The sequence below is a fragment of the Celeribacter ethanolicus genome (assembly GCF_002407265.1).
GTDB lineage: Bacteria > Pseudomonadota > Alphaproteobacteria > Rhodobacterales > Rhodobacteraceae > Celeribacter > Celeribacter ethanolicus.
This window is the reverse complement of record NZ_CP022196.1, coordinates 2,178,331-2,193,576: the sequence shown is the minus strand read 5'-3', so window position 1 is coordinate 2,193,576 and position 15,246 is coordinate 2,178,331. Positions and strand designations below refer to the sequence as shown.

15 protein-coding genes are annotated in these 15,246 nt (G+C 60.9%); 11 read left to right on the top strand and 4 right to left on the bottom strand.

The genetic code is table 11. From position 1 onward, the window contains the following. Positions 1–85 precede the first annotated feature (85 nt). Positions 86–1,009: an NAD(+) diphosphatase gene (nudC, locus tag CEW89_RS10720; RefSeq protein ID WP_096805898.1), complete on the top strand. Its 924-nt coding sequence runs from the start codon at positions 86–88 to the stop codon at positions 1,007–1,009. Positions 1,010–1,061: 52 nt separating this feature from the next. Then, the gene (locus CEW89_RS10715) at positions 1,062–1,535 is read left to right on the top strand and encodes an SRPBCC family protein (RefSeq protein ID WP_096805897.1); all 474 of its coding nucleotides are present in this window, start codon (positions 1,062–1,064) and stop codon (positions 1,533–1,535) included. A 31-nt stretch (positions 1,536–1,566) separates the two neighbouring features. Here CEW89_RS10715 and CEW89_RS10710 read toward each other — a convergent pair whose 3' ends face one another. Beyond that, entirely contained in the window at positions 1,567–2,397 is an 831-nt protein-coding gene (locus CEW89_RS10710) for a prephenate dehydratase (protein ID WP_096805896.1), read from the bottom strand. Positions 2,398–2,526: 129 nt separating this feature from the next. Between CEW89_RS10710 and CEW89_RS10705 the strand changes: the two genes are divergently transcribed. The 5 genes from CEW89_RS10705 (at position 2,527) to CEW89_RS10685 (ending at position 8,966) form a co-directional block, all read left to right on the top strand. Further along, positions 2,527–3,045: a c-type cytochrome gene (locus CEW89_RS10705; RefSeq protein ID WP_066702669.1), complete on the top strand. Its 519-nt coding sequence runs from the start codon at positions 2,527–2,529 to the stop codon at positions 3,043–3,045. A 200-nt stretch (positions 3,046–3,245) separates the two neighbouring features. Further along, positions 3,246–5,111 carry an extracellular solute-binding protein gene (locus CEW89_RS10700; RefSeq protein ID WP_096805895.1) on the top strand — a complete coding sequence of 622 codons (1,866 nt, stop codon included), beginning with the start codon at positions 3,246–3,248 and terminating at the stop codon, positions 5,109–5,111. Between the two features lie 50 nt (positions 5,112–5,161). Continuing rightward, the gene (locus CEW89_RS10695) at positions 5,162–6,259 is read left to right on the top strand and encodes a microcin C ABC transporter permease YejB (RefSeq protein ID WP_096805894.1); all 1,098 of its coding nucleotides are present in this window, start codon (positions 5,162–5,164) and stop codon (positions 6,257–6,259) included. Next, a complete protein-coding gene (locus CEW89_RS10690) occupies positions 6,256–7,362 on the top strand; it encodes an ABC transporter permease (RefSeq protein WP_096805893.1) in 1,107 nt (368 codons plus the stop codon). Before CEW89_RS10695 ends, CEW89_RS10690 begins: the two co-directional genes overlap by 4 nt. Further along, a complete protein-coding gene (locus CEW89_RS10685) occupies positions 7,359–8,966 on the top strand; it encodes an ABC transporter ATP-binding protein (protein ID WP_096805892.1) in 1,608 nt (535 codons plus the stop codon). The genes CEW89_RS10690 and CEW89_RS10685 overlap by 4 nt, the downstream gene beginning before the upstream one ends. 72 nt (positions 8,967–9,038) lie before the next feature. On the opposite strand, the gene CEW89_RS10680 is transcribed toward CEW89_RS10685, so the two are convergent. Continuing rightward, positions 9,039–10,640, bottom strand: coding sequence for a D-alanyl-D-alanine carboxypeptidase family protein (locus CEW89_RS10680; RefSeq protein WP_096805891.1), 1,602 nt, complete (start codon positions 10,638–10,640; stop codon positions 9,039–9,041). Between the two features lie 189 nt (positions 10,641–10,829). Then, the gene (locus CEW89_RS10675) at positions 10,830–11,528 is read right to left on the bottom strand and encodes an HAD family hydrolase (RefSeq protein ID WP_066702688.1); all 699 of its coding nucleotides are present in this window, start codon (positions 11,526–11,528) and stop codon (positions 10,830–10,832) included. Positions 11,529–11,666: 138 nt separating this feature from the next. On the opposite strand from CEW89_RS10675, the gene clpS reads away from it, so the two are divergent. The 3 genes from clpS to CEW89_RS10660 are packed head-to-tail and all read left to right on the top strand — an operon-like array spanning position 11,667 to position 13,827. After that, entirely contained in the window at positions 11,667–11,993 is a 327-nt protein-coding gene (clpS, locus tag CEW89_RS10670; RefSeq protein WP_198403554.1) for an ATP-dependent Clp protease adapter ClpS, read from the top strand. Positions 11,994–12,006: 13 nt separating this feature from the next. Next, complete coding sequence (locus CEW89_RS10665) at positions 12,007–12,987, top strand: class I SAM-dependent methyltransferase (protein WP_096805890.1); 981 nt, start codon at positions 12,007–12,009, stop codon at positions 12,985–12,987. Positions 12,988–13,014: 27 nt separating this feature from the next. Further along, positions 13,015–13,827, top strand: a complete 813-nt coding sequence (locus tag CEW89_RS10660; RefSeq protein ID WP_066702694.1) for an SDR family NAD(P)-dependent oxidoreductase — start codon at positions 13,015–13,017, stop codon at positions 13,825–13,827. Positions 13,828–13,830: 3 nt separating this feature from the next. Here the strand turns inward: CEW89_RS10660 and CEW89_RS10655 are convergent, their stop codons facing one another. After that, positions 13,831–14,205, bottom strand: coding sequence for a hypothetical protein (locus CEW89_RS10655; protein WP_096805889.1), 375 nt, complete (start codon positions 14,203–14,205; stop codon positions 13,831–13,833). Positions 14,206–14,323: 118 nt separating this feature from the next. Between CEW89_RS10655 and hemF the strand changes: the two genes are divergently transcribed. Further along, the gene (gene hemF, locus CEW89_RS10650; protein WP_096805888.1) at positions 14,324–15,217 is read left to right on the top strand and encodes an oxygen-dependent coproporphyrinogen oxidase; all 894 of its coding nucleotides are present in this window, start codon (positions 14,324–14,326) and stop codon (positions 15,215–15,217) included. Positions 15,218–15,246: the final 29 nt, after the last annotated feature.

Below are 15,246 nucleotides of genomic sequence, written 5' to 3'. Positions count from 1 at the left end.
CGGCAGATGACGAGGCCCCGTTCCAGGACGGATGGCGGCACGTTGCGCTGGTTCTTGTCACAATTGCCGCTTATGTCCATGGCCCATGACCAAGACGATTGTGACACTTTCCGGTGGGATCCTGAACAGGGCGGCGCATCTGCGGGACAACCGGCCCGCAGGGGCGGATGCGAAACTCATGCCGCTCTGGCGCGGGCATCTGGCGATGCGTGGAGAAGCGCTTTGCCTTCTGGATGTCGATGAGGTCGATTTGCCGGAGGGGGGCGAAATCTTTCTTGGCCTATTGTCGGATGGTGTGCCGGTTTATGCGCGGGATATCGGCTCATTGTCGCTCGTGGGGGATGAGGTGCCCGCGCCCTGGTCGCAGGACGGATTCGAGGTCGAGACCCTGCCGGGGATGCAATTTTACGACCTGCGCGCGGTGATGACCCGGCTCACACCTTTGGAGGCGGAGCTGGCCGCGACGGGGCGGGCGCTGTTCGACTGGCATCGTCGCCATGGGTTCTGTGCCAATTGCGGTGAAAAGACCGTACTGGGGCAAAGCGGCTGGCGGCGCGATTGTCCGGCTTGCGGGGCAGAGCATTATCCGCGCACCGACCCGGTGGTGATCATGCTGGTGACCCGTGGCAATGACGTGCTTTTGGGCCGCAATGCCAATTGGCCGGAGGGGATGTATTCGCTTCTGGCGGGCTTCGTCGAACCCGGAGAGCCGATCGAGGCGGCGGTGCGACGCGAGGTGTTCGAGGAGGCGGGCGTGCGGGTCGGGAAGGTGGACTATGTGACCAGCCAGCCCTGGCCGTTTCCGGCGTCCCTGATGCTGGGCTGTCGCGCGGAGGCGGTGAGCCGGGAGATCACCCTCGATCCCGCAGAACTGGAGGATGCGCGCTGGGTGCGGCGCGAGGAGATGGCGCTGGCGCTGGCGGGCCGTCACCCTGAGATCGCAGCGGCGAGAAAAGGCGCCCTCGCACAGGTTCTGCTCCGCAAGTGGGTTGCGGACGATTGGGAATAACGGGATAAGATTTCCCTCGGGGAAGGATCGGGTCAGAGGCAGGTGAGCAGGCATGAAATTTTCGACGCGTCAGGACATTGAGGCCCCGGCTGCTTTCGTTTTCGATCGGATCACCGATTTCGAAGGCATGGAGCGTCAGGCGATGCGTCGTGGCATGGATGTGGCGCGTAAACGACCGAGCCAGCCGCGCGGTCTGGGCGCGAGCTGGTCTCTCAAGGTGCCGTTTCGCGGCAAGCTGCGCGATCTGGATGCGGAAATCAGTGAGTTCGACGCGCCGCACCTGCTTGGCGCGACTGCCGTCTCAGGCGGGTTGCACATGCAGATGAACATCGAACTGGTGCCGTTGTCGCCGCAGCGCACGCGGTTGAGCTTCGGCTATGACGTGCGCCCGAAGACCCTGTCGGCGCGGATTTTGGTGCAGTCGGTGAAATTCGCCAAGGGCACGTTGCAGAAACGCTTCGAGAAGCGCATCTCCAGCTATTGCGAGCACCTCTCCGAACAGTATCGAGGCGCGCCGAAGATCTGATCCCGCGCGCCTGATCGTCATCTGCTCGACCTCAGGAGCGACGCGGGTCCGCCGGGTAAACCCCGAGAATTTCGACCATTTCCGTGAAGTAACGCAACTCGTCGAGGGCGAGCTGTACGTTGCGGTCGCCCGGATGGCCTTCGATGTCGGCATAGAACTGGGTGGCGGTGAAGACGCCGTCGACCATGTAGCTTTCCAGCTTGGTCATGTTCACGCCATTGGTCGCGAAGCCGCCGAGCGCCTTGTAGAGTGCTGCGGGAATGTTGCGCACGCGGAACATGAAGGCGGTGACCATCTTTTCTGCGCGGCGGGTGTAATCCGGTTCCCGGGCCATGATGAGAAACCGCGTGGTGTTGAGCTTGTGGTCCTCGATATGGCGTTCGAGCACGTCGAGGCCGAGAATTTCGCCCGCCAGTTCGGAGGCGAACGCGCCGATGCTCGGGTCGTTGTCTTCCTTGATCGACCGGGCTGCGGCGGCATTATCGGACCAGTTGACGGTTTCGATGCCATGGGCGTGGATGAATTTGCGCGCCTGCCCCAGCAGCACCGACATGGCGCGGGCCTGTTTGATGTCGGCGGTCTTGCTGCCGGGCAGGCCGAGAAGGTTCACATGAACGCGGACGAAGGTTTCGCCGATGATGTGCAACCCGCTGTCGGGCAGGAGGTGATAGACGTCCTGCACCCGGCCATAGGTCGAATTTTCGATAGCGATCATGCCGATGTCGGCCCGTTCGGAGCGCACGGCCTCCATTGCATCCTCGAAGGTCGGGCAGGGCAGGGGCTCGTAGTCCGGGCGGGCTTCGAAGCAGGCCTGATGCGAATAGGAGCCCAGCTCCCCCTGAAATGCGATCCGCTTTGTCATTTTTGCCCCTTTTCGTACATTTCTTTTGCGCTAACCTGTATGGGCTCCGGTCTTATACCTTGAAATGAAGCAGGGGAAGCGGGTAGAGAGCGGGAGCGCGCGATGAACCCACAATGAACGGAACGCGAAATGTTCAAGACTATGACCCTTGTGAAGATCGTCGGAGGCCTGTGCGGCACCGCTGCTCTTTTTGTGATCGCCTATCTGGCGAGCGATTCGATCTACGCAATGAAGGCCACAAGCCATGACGGAGAAGTCGTTCAGGCCTATGTCGTCTCCACCGGCGAAGACGACGGCGCTGCCGAAGAGGTGGTCGAAGTAAGCTTTGACGAGCTTCTTGCCTCCGCCGATCCGGCCAAGGGCGAAAAAGTCTTCGCCAAGTGCAAGGCCTGCCACAAGGTGGACGGGTCCAACAGCACCGGGCCGCATCTTGACGGCGTGTTCGGCCGGGCGGTCGGTACCGTGGGCGATTTCTCCTATTCCGACGCGATGGGCGCGCATGGCGGCGAATGGACCGCGGAAGCGCTCAACGTCTATCTGACCAGCCCGAAAGACGCGATTCCGGGCAACAAGATGTCCTTTGCCGGTCTGAAGAAAGACACCGACCGCGCCAATATCATCGCCTATCTTCAGTCGATCTCCGGCTGATTTTTCCAAGATCGGTTCGCGCGTCGTCCGCACGCGACGCATTGAGACCCCCATCGGCCGCACCGGTGGGGGTTTTGTTCTGCGCCGCTGGACGGGAGAGAGCGGGGCGATCACGCATTTTCGAGCGCATGTAACTTGCATGTCATGATGCCTGCACATTACCGTCAGGGGAAGTACAGCCATCCCTTCGGAGGACGACCATGACCGCACGCCCCCTGTTCCTGAGATCCCTTTCCGTTCTGGCCGCATTGGCTTTGGGAAGTGGCGGGGCCTCTGCCGAGGAAATCATCACCTCGACCTGGTATTCGGAATGGGACGAGGCGAAATATGCCGAGCCCTTCGAACATCTCGATTACGTCAACCCGAACGCGCCGAAAGGTGGCGAGATCATTCTGGGCACCGTGGGCACGTTTGACAGTCTGAATCCCTTTGCCACGCTGTCGGGGACGCCCGCCTCTTTGTCGTCTTCGATGTATGAGCGTCTGATGACCTCGACGGCGGATGAGTATAAATCGGTGAGCTATTGTGTGCTCTGCGAGACCATCGAGTATCCCGAGAGCAAGGAGTGGGTGATTTTCCACCTGCGCGACGATGTGACCTTTTCCGACGGCACACCGATGACCGCCGAGGATGTGGTGTTTACCCATAACAAGATGATCGCCGAAGCGACGCCGTCGTGGCGCGCGGGTGTGTCTGCGATGATCAAGAGCGTCGAGGCGCTCGATGCGCATACGGTGAAATTCACTTTCCAGCCGGACATTCCGCGCAATGGCTTAATTGATCAGGCGGCGGCGTCGATCGTCATGAAGAAAGCGTGGTTCGAGGAAACCGGCGCGCGGCTCGACGAGAAACGCTATGAGACCTCGCCGGGGACCGGGGCCTATATGCTGGCGGGATACGATGCCGGTCAATGGGTCGAGTACAAGCGCAACCCTGACTATTGGGGGGCGGAACACCCGCTGAACGTGGGGCGCAACAACCTCGACACCATTCGGGTGACCTATTTCGGCGACACCATCGCCGCTTTCGAGGCCTTCAAAGCGGGCGACATCACCTTCCGTCAGGAAAACTCCTCGCTGGTCTGGGCTACGGGATACGATTTTCCGGCGCTTGAAAAAGGCTGGGTGAAGAAAGAGACCCTGCACGACGGCAGCATTCCGGGCGCGACCGGGTTCCTGTTCAACCTGCGCCGCGAGAAGTTTCAGGACCGCAATGTGCGCTTGGCTCTGGGGTTGATGTATAACTTCACCTGGACCAACGAGACGCTGCAATACGGGTTGTTTTCCCAGCGCGAGAGCTTTTGGCAGACGCCGGAACTGATGGCGACCGGCCTGCCAGAGGGTAAGGAACTTGCGGTGCTCGAGGAGGTCAGGGGCGATCTGCCCGAGGCGATCTTTACCGAAGACCCGCTTTTGCCGCACACGTCCGGCGACCGCTCTCTGGACCGCCGGAACATGCGTCGGGCGACGGCTCTGCTCGCCGAAGCCGGCTACACCCCCGGCGATGATGGCAAGATGCGCAATGCGGACGGAGAGGTTCTGTCCGTCGAATTCTTGCACTACAGCCCGGCCTGGGACCGGATCATCAAGCCCTATGTCGAGAACCTGACCGCGCTGGGCGTCGACGCCACCTACAACCGGATCGACCCGAACCAATATCAGGCCCGTCGCCAGAGCTTTGATTATGACATGATCTTCGATGGCTATTCGAACGGTTTCGAAGAGGGCTCGTCCTTCCTCCAGAAATACGGTTGCCAGGAGCGCGACGATGTTTTCAACCCGGCGGGCTATTGCAACCCGGCGATTGATCATATCGGCAAGGAGCTTTTGAAGGCGGAGACTTATGAGGACATGGTGGCGATGGTCAAAGCCGCCGACCGCATCATGCGCTACGACTATTTCATCGTACCCGCGCATATGAACGACAGCTATTGGGTCGCCTATTACGACATGTATGAGCATCCCGATGAGGATACGATGCCGCCGCTCGATCTGGGCTATCTGGATTTCTGGTGGGTGAATGCCGACCGCGAAGCGGAATTGCGTGCGGCTGGCGCATTGAAGTAAAAGGCCCCGAACGGGCAAGAGCAGATATAACAATCCGGTAAGGACGCTTCATGGGAGCCTATATTCTACGGCGCTTGCTGTTGATCATTCCGACGTTGATCGGGGTCATGGTGGTCAATTTCGCGCTGACGCAATTCGTGCCGGGCGGTCCGGTCGAACAGGTGCTCGCCAATTTGCAGGGCGAGGGCGATGTGTTCGAGACGATCACCGGCACGCAGGCCGATGCGGGCAGTTCCAATCTGGCCGAAAACACCGCCTATCAAAGCGAATACGCCGGCGCGCGGGGTCTTCCGCCCGAGTTCATCGCCGATCTGGAACGTCAGTTCGGTCTCGACAAGCCGCCGCTCGAGCGCTTCCTCTCGATGATGTGGAACTACATGCGCTTCGATTTCGGCGAGAGCTATTTCAAATCCGAGGGCGTGCTCGATCTTGTCTGGGACAAGTTGCCGGTGTCGATCTCTCTGGGGCTGTGGGCGACCTTGATTTCCTATATGGTCTCGATCCCTCTGGGCATCCGCAAGGCTGTGCGTGATGGATCGAGCTTTGACACATGGACCTCGGGCATCATCATCGCCGCTTATGCGATCCCCGGCTTTCTCTTCGCGATCCTGCTTTTGGTGCTTTTGGCGGGGGGCTCGTATTGGCAGATTTTCCCGCTGCGTGGGCTGACCTCGCCCGATTGGGACCAGATGTCCTGGCTGGGCAAGATCGCCGATTATTTCTGGCACATCACCCTGCCGGTTCTGGCCTCCGTGATCTCGTCCTTCGCGACGCTCACGCTTTTGACCAAGAACTCTTTCCTCGATGAGATCCGCAAACAATATGTGGTCACCGCCAAGGCCAAGGGCCTGCCCGAGAGCCGTGTCCTCTATGGTCACGTCTTCCGCAACGCCATGCTGATCGTGATCGCGGGGTTTCCGGGGCTGTTCCTCAGTGTGTTCTTTGGCGGCTCCGTCATTATCGAAACGCTGTTCTCCCTCGATGGGCTTGGCCGTCTGGGTTATGAGGCCGCTCTCGCGCGCGACTATCCGGTGATTTTCGGCACGTTGTTCTTCTTTGGTCTCATCGGTCTGCTGATCGGCATCCTGTCGGATCTGATGTATGTCTTCGTCGACCCGCGGATCGACTTTGAGCGGAGGGACACATGAAGATGTCCGAGCTGAACCGCCGTCGCTGGCGGAATTTCAAATCGAACCGCCGCGCATACTGGTCGCTGATCATTTTCTCGATCCTCTTCGGCCTGTCGCTCTTTGCCGAGTTTCTGGCCAATGATAAACCGATCCTCGTGCAATATCGCGGCGGCTATTACATGCCGATCTTCAAATTCTACCCGGAAACCGAGTTCGGCGGCGATTTCAGGACCGAAGCGGTCTATCGCTATCCCGAGGTGCAATGTCTGATCGAGACCGGCGGCATGGTCGACTGCTTCGACGATCCCGAGGCCTATCTCGAAGACGCCCAGGACGGTGTGATCAATGGCGAAGAGATCGAGAAGGGCTGGATGATCTGGCCGCCCATTCGCTATTCCTACAACACGCAGGTCGAGGGGCCGGGCGCCGCGCCTTCGCCGCCGACGCGCCAAAACTGGCTGGGCACGGATGATACCAAACGCGATGTGGTCGCGCGGGTGATCTACGGTTTCCGCCTGTCGATTTTCTTCACTCTCGTGGTGTCGCTGGCCTCCTCGCTCATTGGCATTGTCGCGGGCGCCATTCAGGGTTTCTTCGGCGGACGCACCGATCTTATCTTTCAGCGTGTCTTGGAAATATGGGGCGCGATGCCCGCGCTCTATGTGATCATCATCTTGTTTGCCATTCTGGGACGAAGTTTCTGGCTCTTGGTCTTTGTCACCATCCTCTTCGGCTGGACCGCGCTTGTTGGCGTCGTGCGGGCCGAATTCCTGCGGGCGCGGAATTTCGAATATATCCGGGCGGCGCGGGCCTTGGGCGTCGGCAACTGGACGATCATGTTCCGCCATATGTTGCCCAATGCGATGGTGGCGACGCTGACCATGCTGCCCTTCATCGTGACCGGCAACATTGGCATGCTGGCCTCTCTCGACTTTCTGGGCTTTGGCCTGCCGTCCTCGGCGCCCTCTCTCGGCGAGTTGACGCTTCAGGCGAAACAGAACCTTCAGGCGCCTTGGCTCGCCTTCACCGCCTTTTTCACCTATGCCATCATGCTCTCGCTTCTGGTCTTCATTTTCGAAGGCGTGCGGGATGCGTTTGACCCGAGGAAGACCTTTCGATGAGCCTTTTGCACTATAAAGACCTGCGGGTCGGCTTTCGTCAGGATGGTCAGGTGGTCGAGGCCGTCAAAGGCGTGTCCTTTTCGGTCGAGAAGGGCGAAACCGTTGCCCTCGTGGGCGAATCCGGTTCCGGCAAATCGGTGACGGCGCTGTCTTGTGTGAACCTCTTGCCCGACACGGCAGTCACGCAAGGCTCGATCACCTATCAGGGGCAGGAGCTTGTCGGTGCCTCCGAGAAAGAGCTGCGCAAACTGCGCGGCAATGACATCAGCTTTATTTTCCAAGAGCCGATGACATCGCTCAACCCGTTACACACATTGGAAAAACAGCTCGCCGAAGTGCTGCTCATTCACCATGGTATGACGGGTGTGGCGGCGCGGGAGCGGGTGATCGAGCTTTTGAATCAGGTCGGCATCCACGACCCCGAAAGCCGTCTCAAGGATTATCCGCACCAGCTTTCGGGCGGGCAGCGGCAGCGGATCATGATCGCCATGGCGCTCGCGAACCGCCCCGAATTGCTGATCGCGGATGAGCCGACAACCGCGCTCGATGTGACCATTCAGGCGCAGATCCTCGAACTTCTGGCCGGGCTGAAACAGAGCCTCGGTATGTCGATGCTTTTCATCACCCATGACCTGAACATCGTGCGCAAATTCGCCGATCGGGTCTGTGTCATGAAAAATGGCGAGATCGTCGAGACCGGGGTGACGACAGAGATTTTTGACAATCCGCAGCACCCCTACACGCAGATGCTTCTGGCCGCCGAGGCAACCGGCCATCCCGCCCCCGTGCCCGAAGGCGCGGAGGTGGTGGCCGAGACCAAGGACCTGCGCATCTGGTTCCCGATCCAGCGGGGTTTTCTGCGTAAAACGGTGGGCTATGTGAAGGCGGTGAATGCCGCGACACTTTCGGTGCGGGCCGGTGAAACCGTGGGCATCGTGGGCGAATCCGGGTCGGGAAAAACGACGCTGGCGCTGGCCATCATGCGGCTGATTTCCTCGCAAGGGCCGGTGGTGGTGCTAGGACAGGACATCCAGGGCTGGTCCAACCGCAAACTCCGTCCGCTGCGCGCCGATATGCAGATCGTGTTCCAGGACCCCTACGGCTCGCTGTCACCCCGCATGACGGTGGAACAGATCATCGCGGAGGGGCTGGGCGTGCATCGGGTCGAGGGCTATGCCTCCGTCGAGGAAGCGGTGATCGACATCATGCGTGAGGTCGGCCTCGATCCCGAGACCCGGCACCGCTATCCGCATGAATTCTCCGGCGGTCAGCGTCAGCGCATCGCCATCGCCCGCGCCATGATCCTGCGCCCGCGTCTGGTGGTGCTGGACGAGCCGACCTCCGCACTCGACATGACGGTGCAGGTGCAGATCGTGGAGCTTCTGCGTCGTCTTCAGGTGAAACACAAGCTGGCTTACCTGTTTATCTCGCACGACCTGCGCGTGGTGCGTGCGCTGTCGCATCAGGTTCTGGTGATGAAGCGTGGCGATGTGGTCGAGATGGGCACGGCGGAGGAGATTTTCGAGACGCCGAAAGAGGTCTACACCAAGGCGCTGGTCAGTGCCGCGCTCGATCTCAAGGTGGAAGAGGGCGCGGGCGTCTGAATGACGACTGTTCCGCAGACATGAAAAAGGCGACCGGTGAAGGTCGCCTTTTGCGTTTGGACAAGGGGCCGTTCAGGACGGCCCGATCGTGTTGCAATCGGTGCCGCGCGCTTCGAGGCGACGGCAGGTGAGCGCCGCCATGTCCTCGGTCATGCCGAGGAAATTGGCGTCGAAGCCACGCTTGGTGCGAACCACCTTGCGCAGCGCGCCGTCGAGCATTTCCACCTCGGTCAGTGCGGTCCGGAGCAAATTCTTGCGCGCCTCGTACTCGCTGCCATAAGTGCCGATGTTGATGCCCCAGTAGCGGTTGCCGGAGGTCGAGAGCCGGGTGACGACTTCGGGCGTGCTGACGGCGGGTTCGGCGGCAATGGCGGAGGCCGGTTCGATGGAAGCGAGCTGTAGCGTGGCGGGGCGCGGCAGCGGGGCGACCGTCGGGACGACCGCCTGGGCGACGACGGGAGCGGTTGCCGGTGCAAGTGTCGGCGTCACCTCGGGCATCTCGCTGGCCTGAGCGCGCGCGGTTTCAGCCAGCAGCGTAGCGGCCTCTGCGGCAGCGTCATTGGCCGCGGCGAGAAGCGCTGCGTCCTGTTCGGCCTTCGCGAGCGCAGACATCACGTCATCAGACGCGGCCAGCAGGAGTTCTTCGGTCTCCGGCGCAAGAGCCTGCGTCGGGCGCATTTTGGGCCAGGGGCTCGTACTCATCCTTGTGCTCACGCGGATGATTTTCGAGGCGGTCGCAGGCGCATCCTGATTGGCGGCCACCATGACCGTATCGCCACCGACCTTGCCGAGATAGGGCGGTTTTCCGGGTTTCACTACGGCAACGCGGCTCGGTGCGCGTTTGAAGCCCAGGTCCATCAGTTCCGCAACCTTGGCGTTGCGCGCCGCGCCGGAGCGACCGCCGAAGACGGTGGTGATGATCCGCTCGCTGCCGCGATGCGCCGAGGCCGTGAGGTTGTAACCCGAGGCGGAGGTGTAGCCGGTCTTGATCCCGTCCGCGCCCTCGTAGGAGGTCAGGAAGCGGGTGTTGGTATGGGAGACCATGCGCACGCCGGCATCGGCCGTGGTGCGCGAGAACAGGTTGTAATAGTCGGGATAGTCGTAAAACAGATGGCGCCCGAGGACGCTCATGTCCCGGGCGGTCGACAGGTGACCCTCTTCGGTCAGGCCGTTGGCGTTCTTGAAGGTGGTGCGCGACATGCCGAGGGCCTTGGCGGTGCGGTTCATCCGGCGGGCAAAGGCGGCCTCCGAGCCTTCGATGGCCTCGCCGATGGCGGTGGCGGCATCGTTGGCGGATTTCACCGCGGCGGCACGGATCAGGTAGCGCAGCTTGATCTTCTGACCGGGCTTGAGACCGAGCTTCGAAGGCGGCTCCGCTGCGGCATTTCGGGAGATCGTCACCTCATCGTCGAGCGAAATCTCGCCGTGTTCGATCGCCTCGAAGGCGATGTAGAGCGTCATCATCTTGGTGAGAGAGGCCGGGTGCAATCGCGTGTCGGCATTGGTGGCGTGAAGCACCTTGCCGTTGCGCGCATCCATCACCAGGGCGGCGTATTCCGCAGCCACGGCGCGGGCCGACATCGCGATCATCATCGCGAAGGCGATCAGAAAGAGTGGAAAAATACGGCCGGAAACTGCACGCGGGATACCCCGTGCCTGCACGTTGCTCTTCATGATAACTCTGCCTCGTCTTGTCGGATCATCTCGCCCGACTTGTGTTTGGAAGTGAGGCTAGCACAGGCTTTGCCGTGAGAAAACCACCAATTTTCAAGGGTTTTCAAGACGTGCATTGATGCAACGCCATATTTGGTGGTGGCGTGGCGCCGCTCCACCAGATCGGGGGGCGCCCCCCTGTGCGATTTCTCAGAGGGAGCCGATCAGCTCCGGCAGATCGCGCAGCGACGCGAGGCTGCGATAGCGCGGATGCCCCTCCGGTGCTTCCGCATGTTCGATAGCCCAAGTGATGTTATGCGGCACATGAACGCCCCAGGCCCCGACCTCAATCGGCGGCAGGACATCGGATTTCACCGAATTGCCGACCATCATCGCGCGTTCGGGCGCGACACCATGGCGGGCGAAGAGGGTGCGGTAAACCTCGGGCGTCTTGGCCGAGACCACCTCGACCCCGTCGAACAGTTCGCCCAGACCGGACTGGGCGAGTTTGCGTTCCTGATCGAGCAAATCCCCCTTGGTCACCAAGAGGATCTTATGGGTTTCGGCCAGGGCGCCCACGGTTTCCTCGACCCCGTCGAGCAGATGGATTGGATGGTGCAACATCTCCTGACCGGCGGCGATCAATTCACTGATGACGGCGGCGGGGACGCGCTCCTCGGTCACTTCGATGGCGGTTTCGATCATCGAGAGGACGAAGCCCTTGATGCCGAACCCGTAATGCCCGAGATTGCGTCGCTCGGCGGCCAGCAGGCGCTCGGCGAGATGATCGGCTTCTGTGAAATCGGCCAGCAGCTCGGCGAATCTGTCCTGAGTGATGCGGAAGAACTCTTCGTTTTCCCACAGGGTGTCGTCGGCATCGAAGGCGATTGTAGCGAGTTTATCGGGCATGTGATCGGCGCTCCTTTACCGGTTTCGGCATAACCCTCTTTATTGATGTGAAAAAGGGGCTATATATCGGCAAATGATCCCGCCAAGATGCTGCAACATGGAACCGGAGACGACAGAGTGATCCTCGCGCCTCAGATGATGTCAGACAATGACGACCGTTCGAATGACGACGGCGATGTCGGTCTTGCGCTCAAAACTCGGCCGAAGACCAAACGCCCGCCGCTCTACAAGGTGATGTTGCTGAATGACGATTACACGCCGATGGAATTCGTCGTTCTGGTGCTGGAGCGCTTCTTCGGCATTGGCCATGCGCATGCCACTGAAATCATGCTGACCGTGCATAAAAAGGGGCTTGCCGTTGTCGGTGTGTTTCCTTTCGAGATTGCGGAGACCAAGGTGCAGCAGGTGATGGAATTCGCCCGCCGGCACCAGCACCCGCTGCAATGCACGATGGAAAAGGAATAGGCGTTTCCCCGCCATGCTGTCCGCACGTCTCCCCCTGATCCTTGAGGGCTCTGCGCCCGTGACGACCGCCGTGGTCTATCGTCCCCATGGCGACACGGATCTGTCCGCGCTGGACGGTGCGACGGTGCAAATCGTGCAGGGGTTCAAACCCGATGTCGATGCTTTGGTGGCACGTGGGTATGACGTCAGAACCGAGGCTGAAGGCCGGTTCGACCTTGCCGTGGTCTTGCTGCCCCGCTCCAAGGCGGAAGCGCATGCGCTGATCGCCGATGCCGCGTCGCGGGCGGATCGGGTGATCGTCGACGGCCAGAAGACCGACGGCATCGACAGTATCCTGAAAGAGCTGAAGAAACGTGCGGTGGTGGGGCATGTGGTCTCCAAGGCGCATGGCAAGGCGGTGGGGATCACCGGCGGCGGGTTTGCCGATTGGACCGATCCGGGGCCGCTGCACCTGATCGAGGGGTTCACCACCCGTCTCGGGGTATTTTCCGTCGACCGAATTGACAGGGCCTCCGAGGCGCTGGTTGCCGCTTTGCCCGCGAAACTCCCGGCGAAAATTGCCGATCTCGGCGCGGGCTGGGGGTATCTCTCCCGCGCGATCCTGGACCGCGAAGGGGTGAAGGAATTGCATGTGGTCGAGGCGGAAGCGGCGGCGCTTGCCTGCGCACGTGACAATCTCGACGATCCGCGTGTGACCTTTCACTGGGAAGACGCCACGCGTTTTACCCCGCCCAGACCGCTCGATGCGGTGATCATGAACCCGCCGTTTCACACCAGCCGCGCCGCCAATCCGGCGCTTGGGCAGGCCTTTATAGAGGCGGCCAGCCGGATGCTTGCCCCCCATGGCGAGCTCTGGCTCGTGGCGAACCGGCAATTGCCCTATGAGGCGACGCTGGCCGCCTGTTTCGGTACATATGCCGAGATCGGCGCCACGGGGGGCTTCAAACTGCTGCATGCGGCGAAACCTCTTCGCAAAGCGGCCAAGACGACCTAGGGTCTGAGCAAACACACAGGAGCCAGCATGAGCTTTTCCATCGAAGGCAAGACCGCGATTGTGACGGGGGCTGCCAATGGCGTCGGTCTCGCCATCGCCCGGCATTTTCTGGCCCAGGGGGCACGCGTGATGTGTGCGGATATGGACGAAGCCAGCCTGACGGCGGAATATGGCGATCTTGTTGGCGGTGAAAACCCGCAGGTGGCCTATTTTGCCGGAGATCTGCGGGAGAAACTGACCATTGCGAATCTGCTTTCGGCGACGATCGACGCGTTTGACGGGGTCGATATCCTGGTCAACGCCTCGCGTCAGGTGGCAATGAGCGATCCGCTTTCGGTCGAGGACGACAATGTCTCCCAGCTCATCGAGCAGAACCTCATGACCTCGCTGCGGCTGATTCAGCAGGTGGCGAAATGGATGATCCGGAATGCGGAGAAATCCGAGGAGAGCGATGCCAGTGTCGGGGCCATCGTCAACCTGTCCTCGATTGCCGCGCGACGCTGTCAGCCGGAGCTGCTGGCCTTCTCGATTTCCTCCGGTGCGGTGGACCAGATGACGCGCGCCATGGCGGTGGCCCTCGCGCCGCATCGCATCCGGGTCAATGCGGTGGCGTTCGGCTCCGTGATGAGTTCGAGCCTGCAGGGCATGCTGTCGGACAATCCCGATTACCGGGGCGAGATCATCGCCAAGACCCCGATGGGGCGGGTGGCGCCAGCCACCGATGTGGCGGAAACGGTGCAATATCTCGTTTCCGAAGGCTCGGGCTTCATGACCGGACAGATCCTGACCGTGGATGGCGGGCGCACGCTGGTCGATCCGGTGCTTGCGCCCACGCATTGACGATCACTCGGGGTACTGCACCTTGCAGGCCTCGACCGCTGCATTCGCCTCGATCTGAAGCTGGGCCTCTTTCTTCTTGAGAGCGGCGAGCTTCGCGGCTTCGGCATCCAGGTCGATGGATTTCGGCACCATGCGGGTGTGGACATCCGGCACACGACAGAAGATCGGCTTGCCTTCGTCATTGGTGCCGCAGCGCTCAATGTCGTAGTCGATATATTCTTTCTCGACGAGCGCGTAACCGCGACCGAGATTGCCTTCGGCCTCTTTGATAAAGCTCTGAACCTGACGCAAATCCTTGGTCGCACGGGAAATGCACATCTGTTGTTCGGAACAGGCGACGAGCAGCGGCAGCACCGCCAGTGAAATGAGCCAACGCATCGGAAATCTCCTTTCCTCATATACACGCGATCATAGCGCGTTTCCGTCGCAGGGGAAGGGTGCTTGCCCCCGATGCCATCTTGTTGTTACCTCTCGCGGACGGCAAAGAGGAGGCCCCATGACGCATGAGATGACCCATGAGAAGGCGCGCGCAAGTGCATGGTTCCGCCAGTTGCGCGATCAGATCGTGTCGGCTTTCGAAGCCTTGGAGGACACCCAGCTCAGCGGTCCCTTAGTGGGTCTTCCCGCCGGGCGCTTTGAGGTGACGGAAACCACGCGCGACGCCGAGGACGGATCGGACGCGGGCGGGGGGCTCATGTCGGTGATGCGCGGCGGGCGGGTGTTCGAGAAGGTCGGGGTCAATGTCTCCACCGTTTACGGCACGTTGGGCGAGCGGGCCCAGATGGCCATGGCGGCTCGCAAGGGGCTGCCCGGGATGAAGGACGATCCGCGTTTCTGGGCGGCGGGAATCTCCCTTGTCGCGCATATGCAGAACCCCCATACGCCTGCGGTCCACATGAACACCCGGATGTTCTGGACCCCGCATGGCTGGTGGTTCGGGGGCGGCTCGGATCTCAATCCCTGCATCGAATATGCCGAAGACACGGCGGCGTTCCACGCGATTCAGAAAGAGCACTGCAATCGCCACGATCCCGAGTATTACCCACGCTTTAAAGCCTGGGCGGACGAGTATTTCTATATCCCGCACCGGGGGCGGGCGCGTGGCGTGGGCGGGATTTTCTATGACGATCTCAACACCGGCGACTGGGAAAAGGACTTTGCCTTCACTCAGGACGTGGGTCGGGCCTTCCTTCCGGCTTTCCTCGGCGTGACGGAAAAACGCCGTGATACGCCGTGGAACGAGGCCGACAAGGATCGCCAACTCGTCCATCGCGGGCTCTATGCCGAATACAACCTCGTCTATGACCGGGGCACGAAATTCGGGTTGGAGACGGGGCACAACCCTGACGCCGTCCTGATGTCCCTGCCGCCGATGGCGAAATGGGTATGAGGAATTTTTAAATTATTTAAGGACTTAAA

Coding starts and splice junctions, on each gene's coding strand:
- CEW89_RS10710 (WP_096805896.1), bottom strand. CDS start 2,397: ATGACAAAGCGGATCGCATTTCAGGGGGAGCTGGGCTCCTATTCGCAT.
- CEW89_RS10705 (WP_066702669.1), top strand. CDS start 2,527: ATGTTCAAGACTATGACCCTTGTGAAGATCGTCGGAGGCCTGTGCGGC.
- CEW89_RS10685 (WP_096805892.1), top strand. CDS start 7,359: ATGAGCCTTTTGCACTATAAAGACCTGCGGGTCGGCTTTCGTCAGGAT.
- CEW89_RS10665 (WP_096805890.1), top strand. CDS start 12,007: ATGCTGTCCGCACGTCTCCCCCTGATCCTTGAGGGCTCTGCGCCCGTG.
- CEW89_RS10660 (WP_066702694.1), top strand. CDS start 13,015: ATGAGCTTTTCCATCGAAGGCAAGACCGCGATTGTGACGGGGGCTGCC.
- CEW89_RS10700 (WP_096805895.1), top strand. CDS start 3,246: ATGACCGCACGCCCCCTGTTCCTGAGATCCCTTTCCGTTCTGGCCGCA.
- CEW89_RS10680 (WP_096805891.1), bottom strand. CDS start 10,640: ATGAAGAGCAACGTGCAGGCACGGGGTATCCCGCGTGCAGTTTCCGGC.
- CEW89_RS10675 (WP_066702688.1), bottom strand. CDS start 11,528: ATGCCCGATAAACTCGCTACAATCGCCTTCGATGCCGACGACACCCTG.
- clpS (WP_198403554.1), top strand. CDS start 11,667: ATGTCAGACAATGACGACCGTTCGAATGACGACGGCGATGTCGGTCTT.
- hemF (WP_096805888.1), top strand. CDS start 14,324: ATGACGCATGAGATGACCCATGAGAAGGCGCGCGCAAGTGCATGGTTC.
- nudC (WP_096805898.1), top strand. CDS start 86: ATGACCAAGACGATTGTGACACTTTCCGGTGGGATCCTGAACAGGGCG.
- CEW89_RS10715 (WP_096805897.1), top strand. CDS start 1,062: ATGAAATTTTCGACGCGTCAGGACATTGAGGCCCCGGCTGCTTTCGTT.
- CEW89_RS10655 (WP_096805889.1), bottom strand. CDS start 14,205: ATGCGTTGGCTCATTTCACTGGCGGTGCTGCCGCTGCTCGTCGCCTGT.
- CEW89_RS10690 (WP_096805893.1), top strand. CDS start 6,256: ATGAAGATGTCCGAGCTGAACCGCCGTCGCTGGCGGAATTTCAAATCG.
- CEW89_RS10695 (WP_096805894.1), top strand. CDS start 5,162: ATGGGAGCCTATATTCTACGGCGCTTGCTGTTGATCATTCCGACGTTG.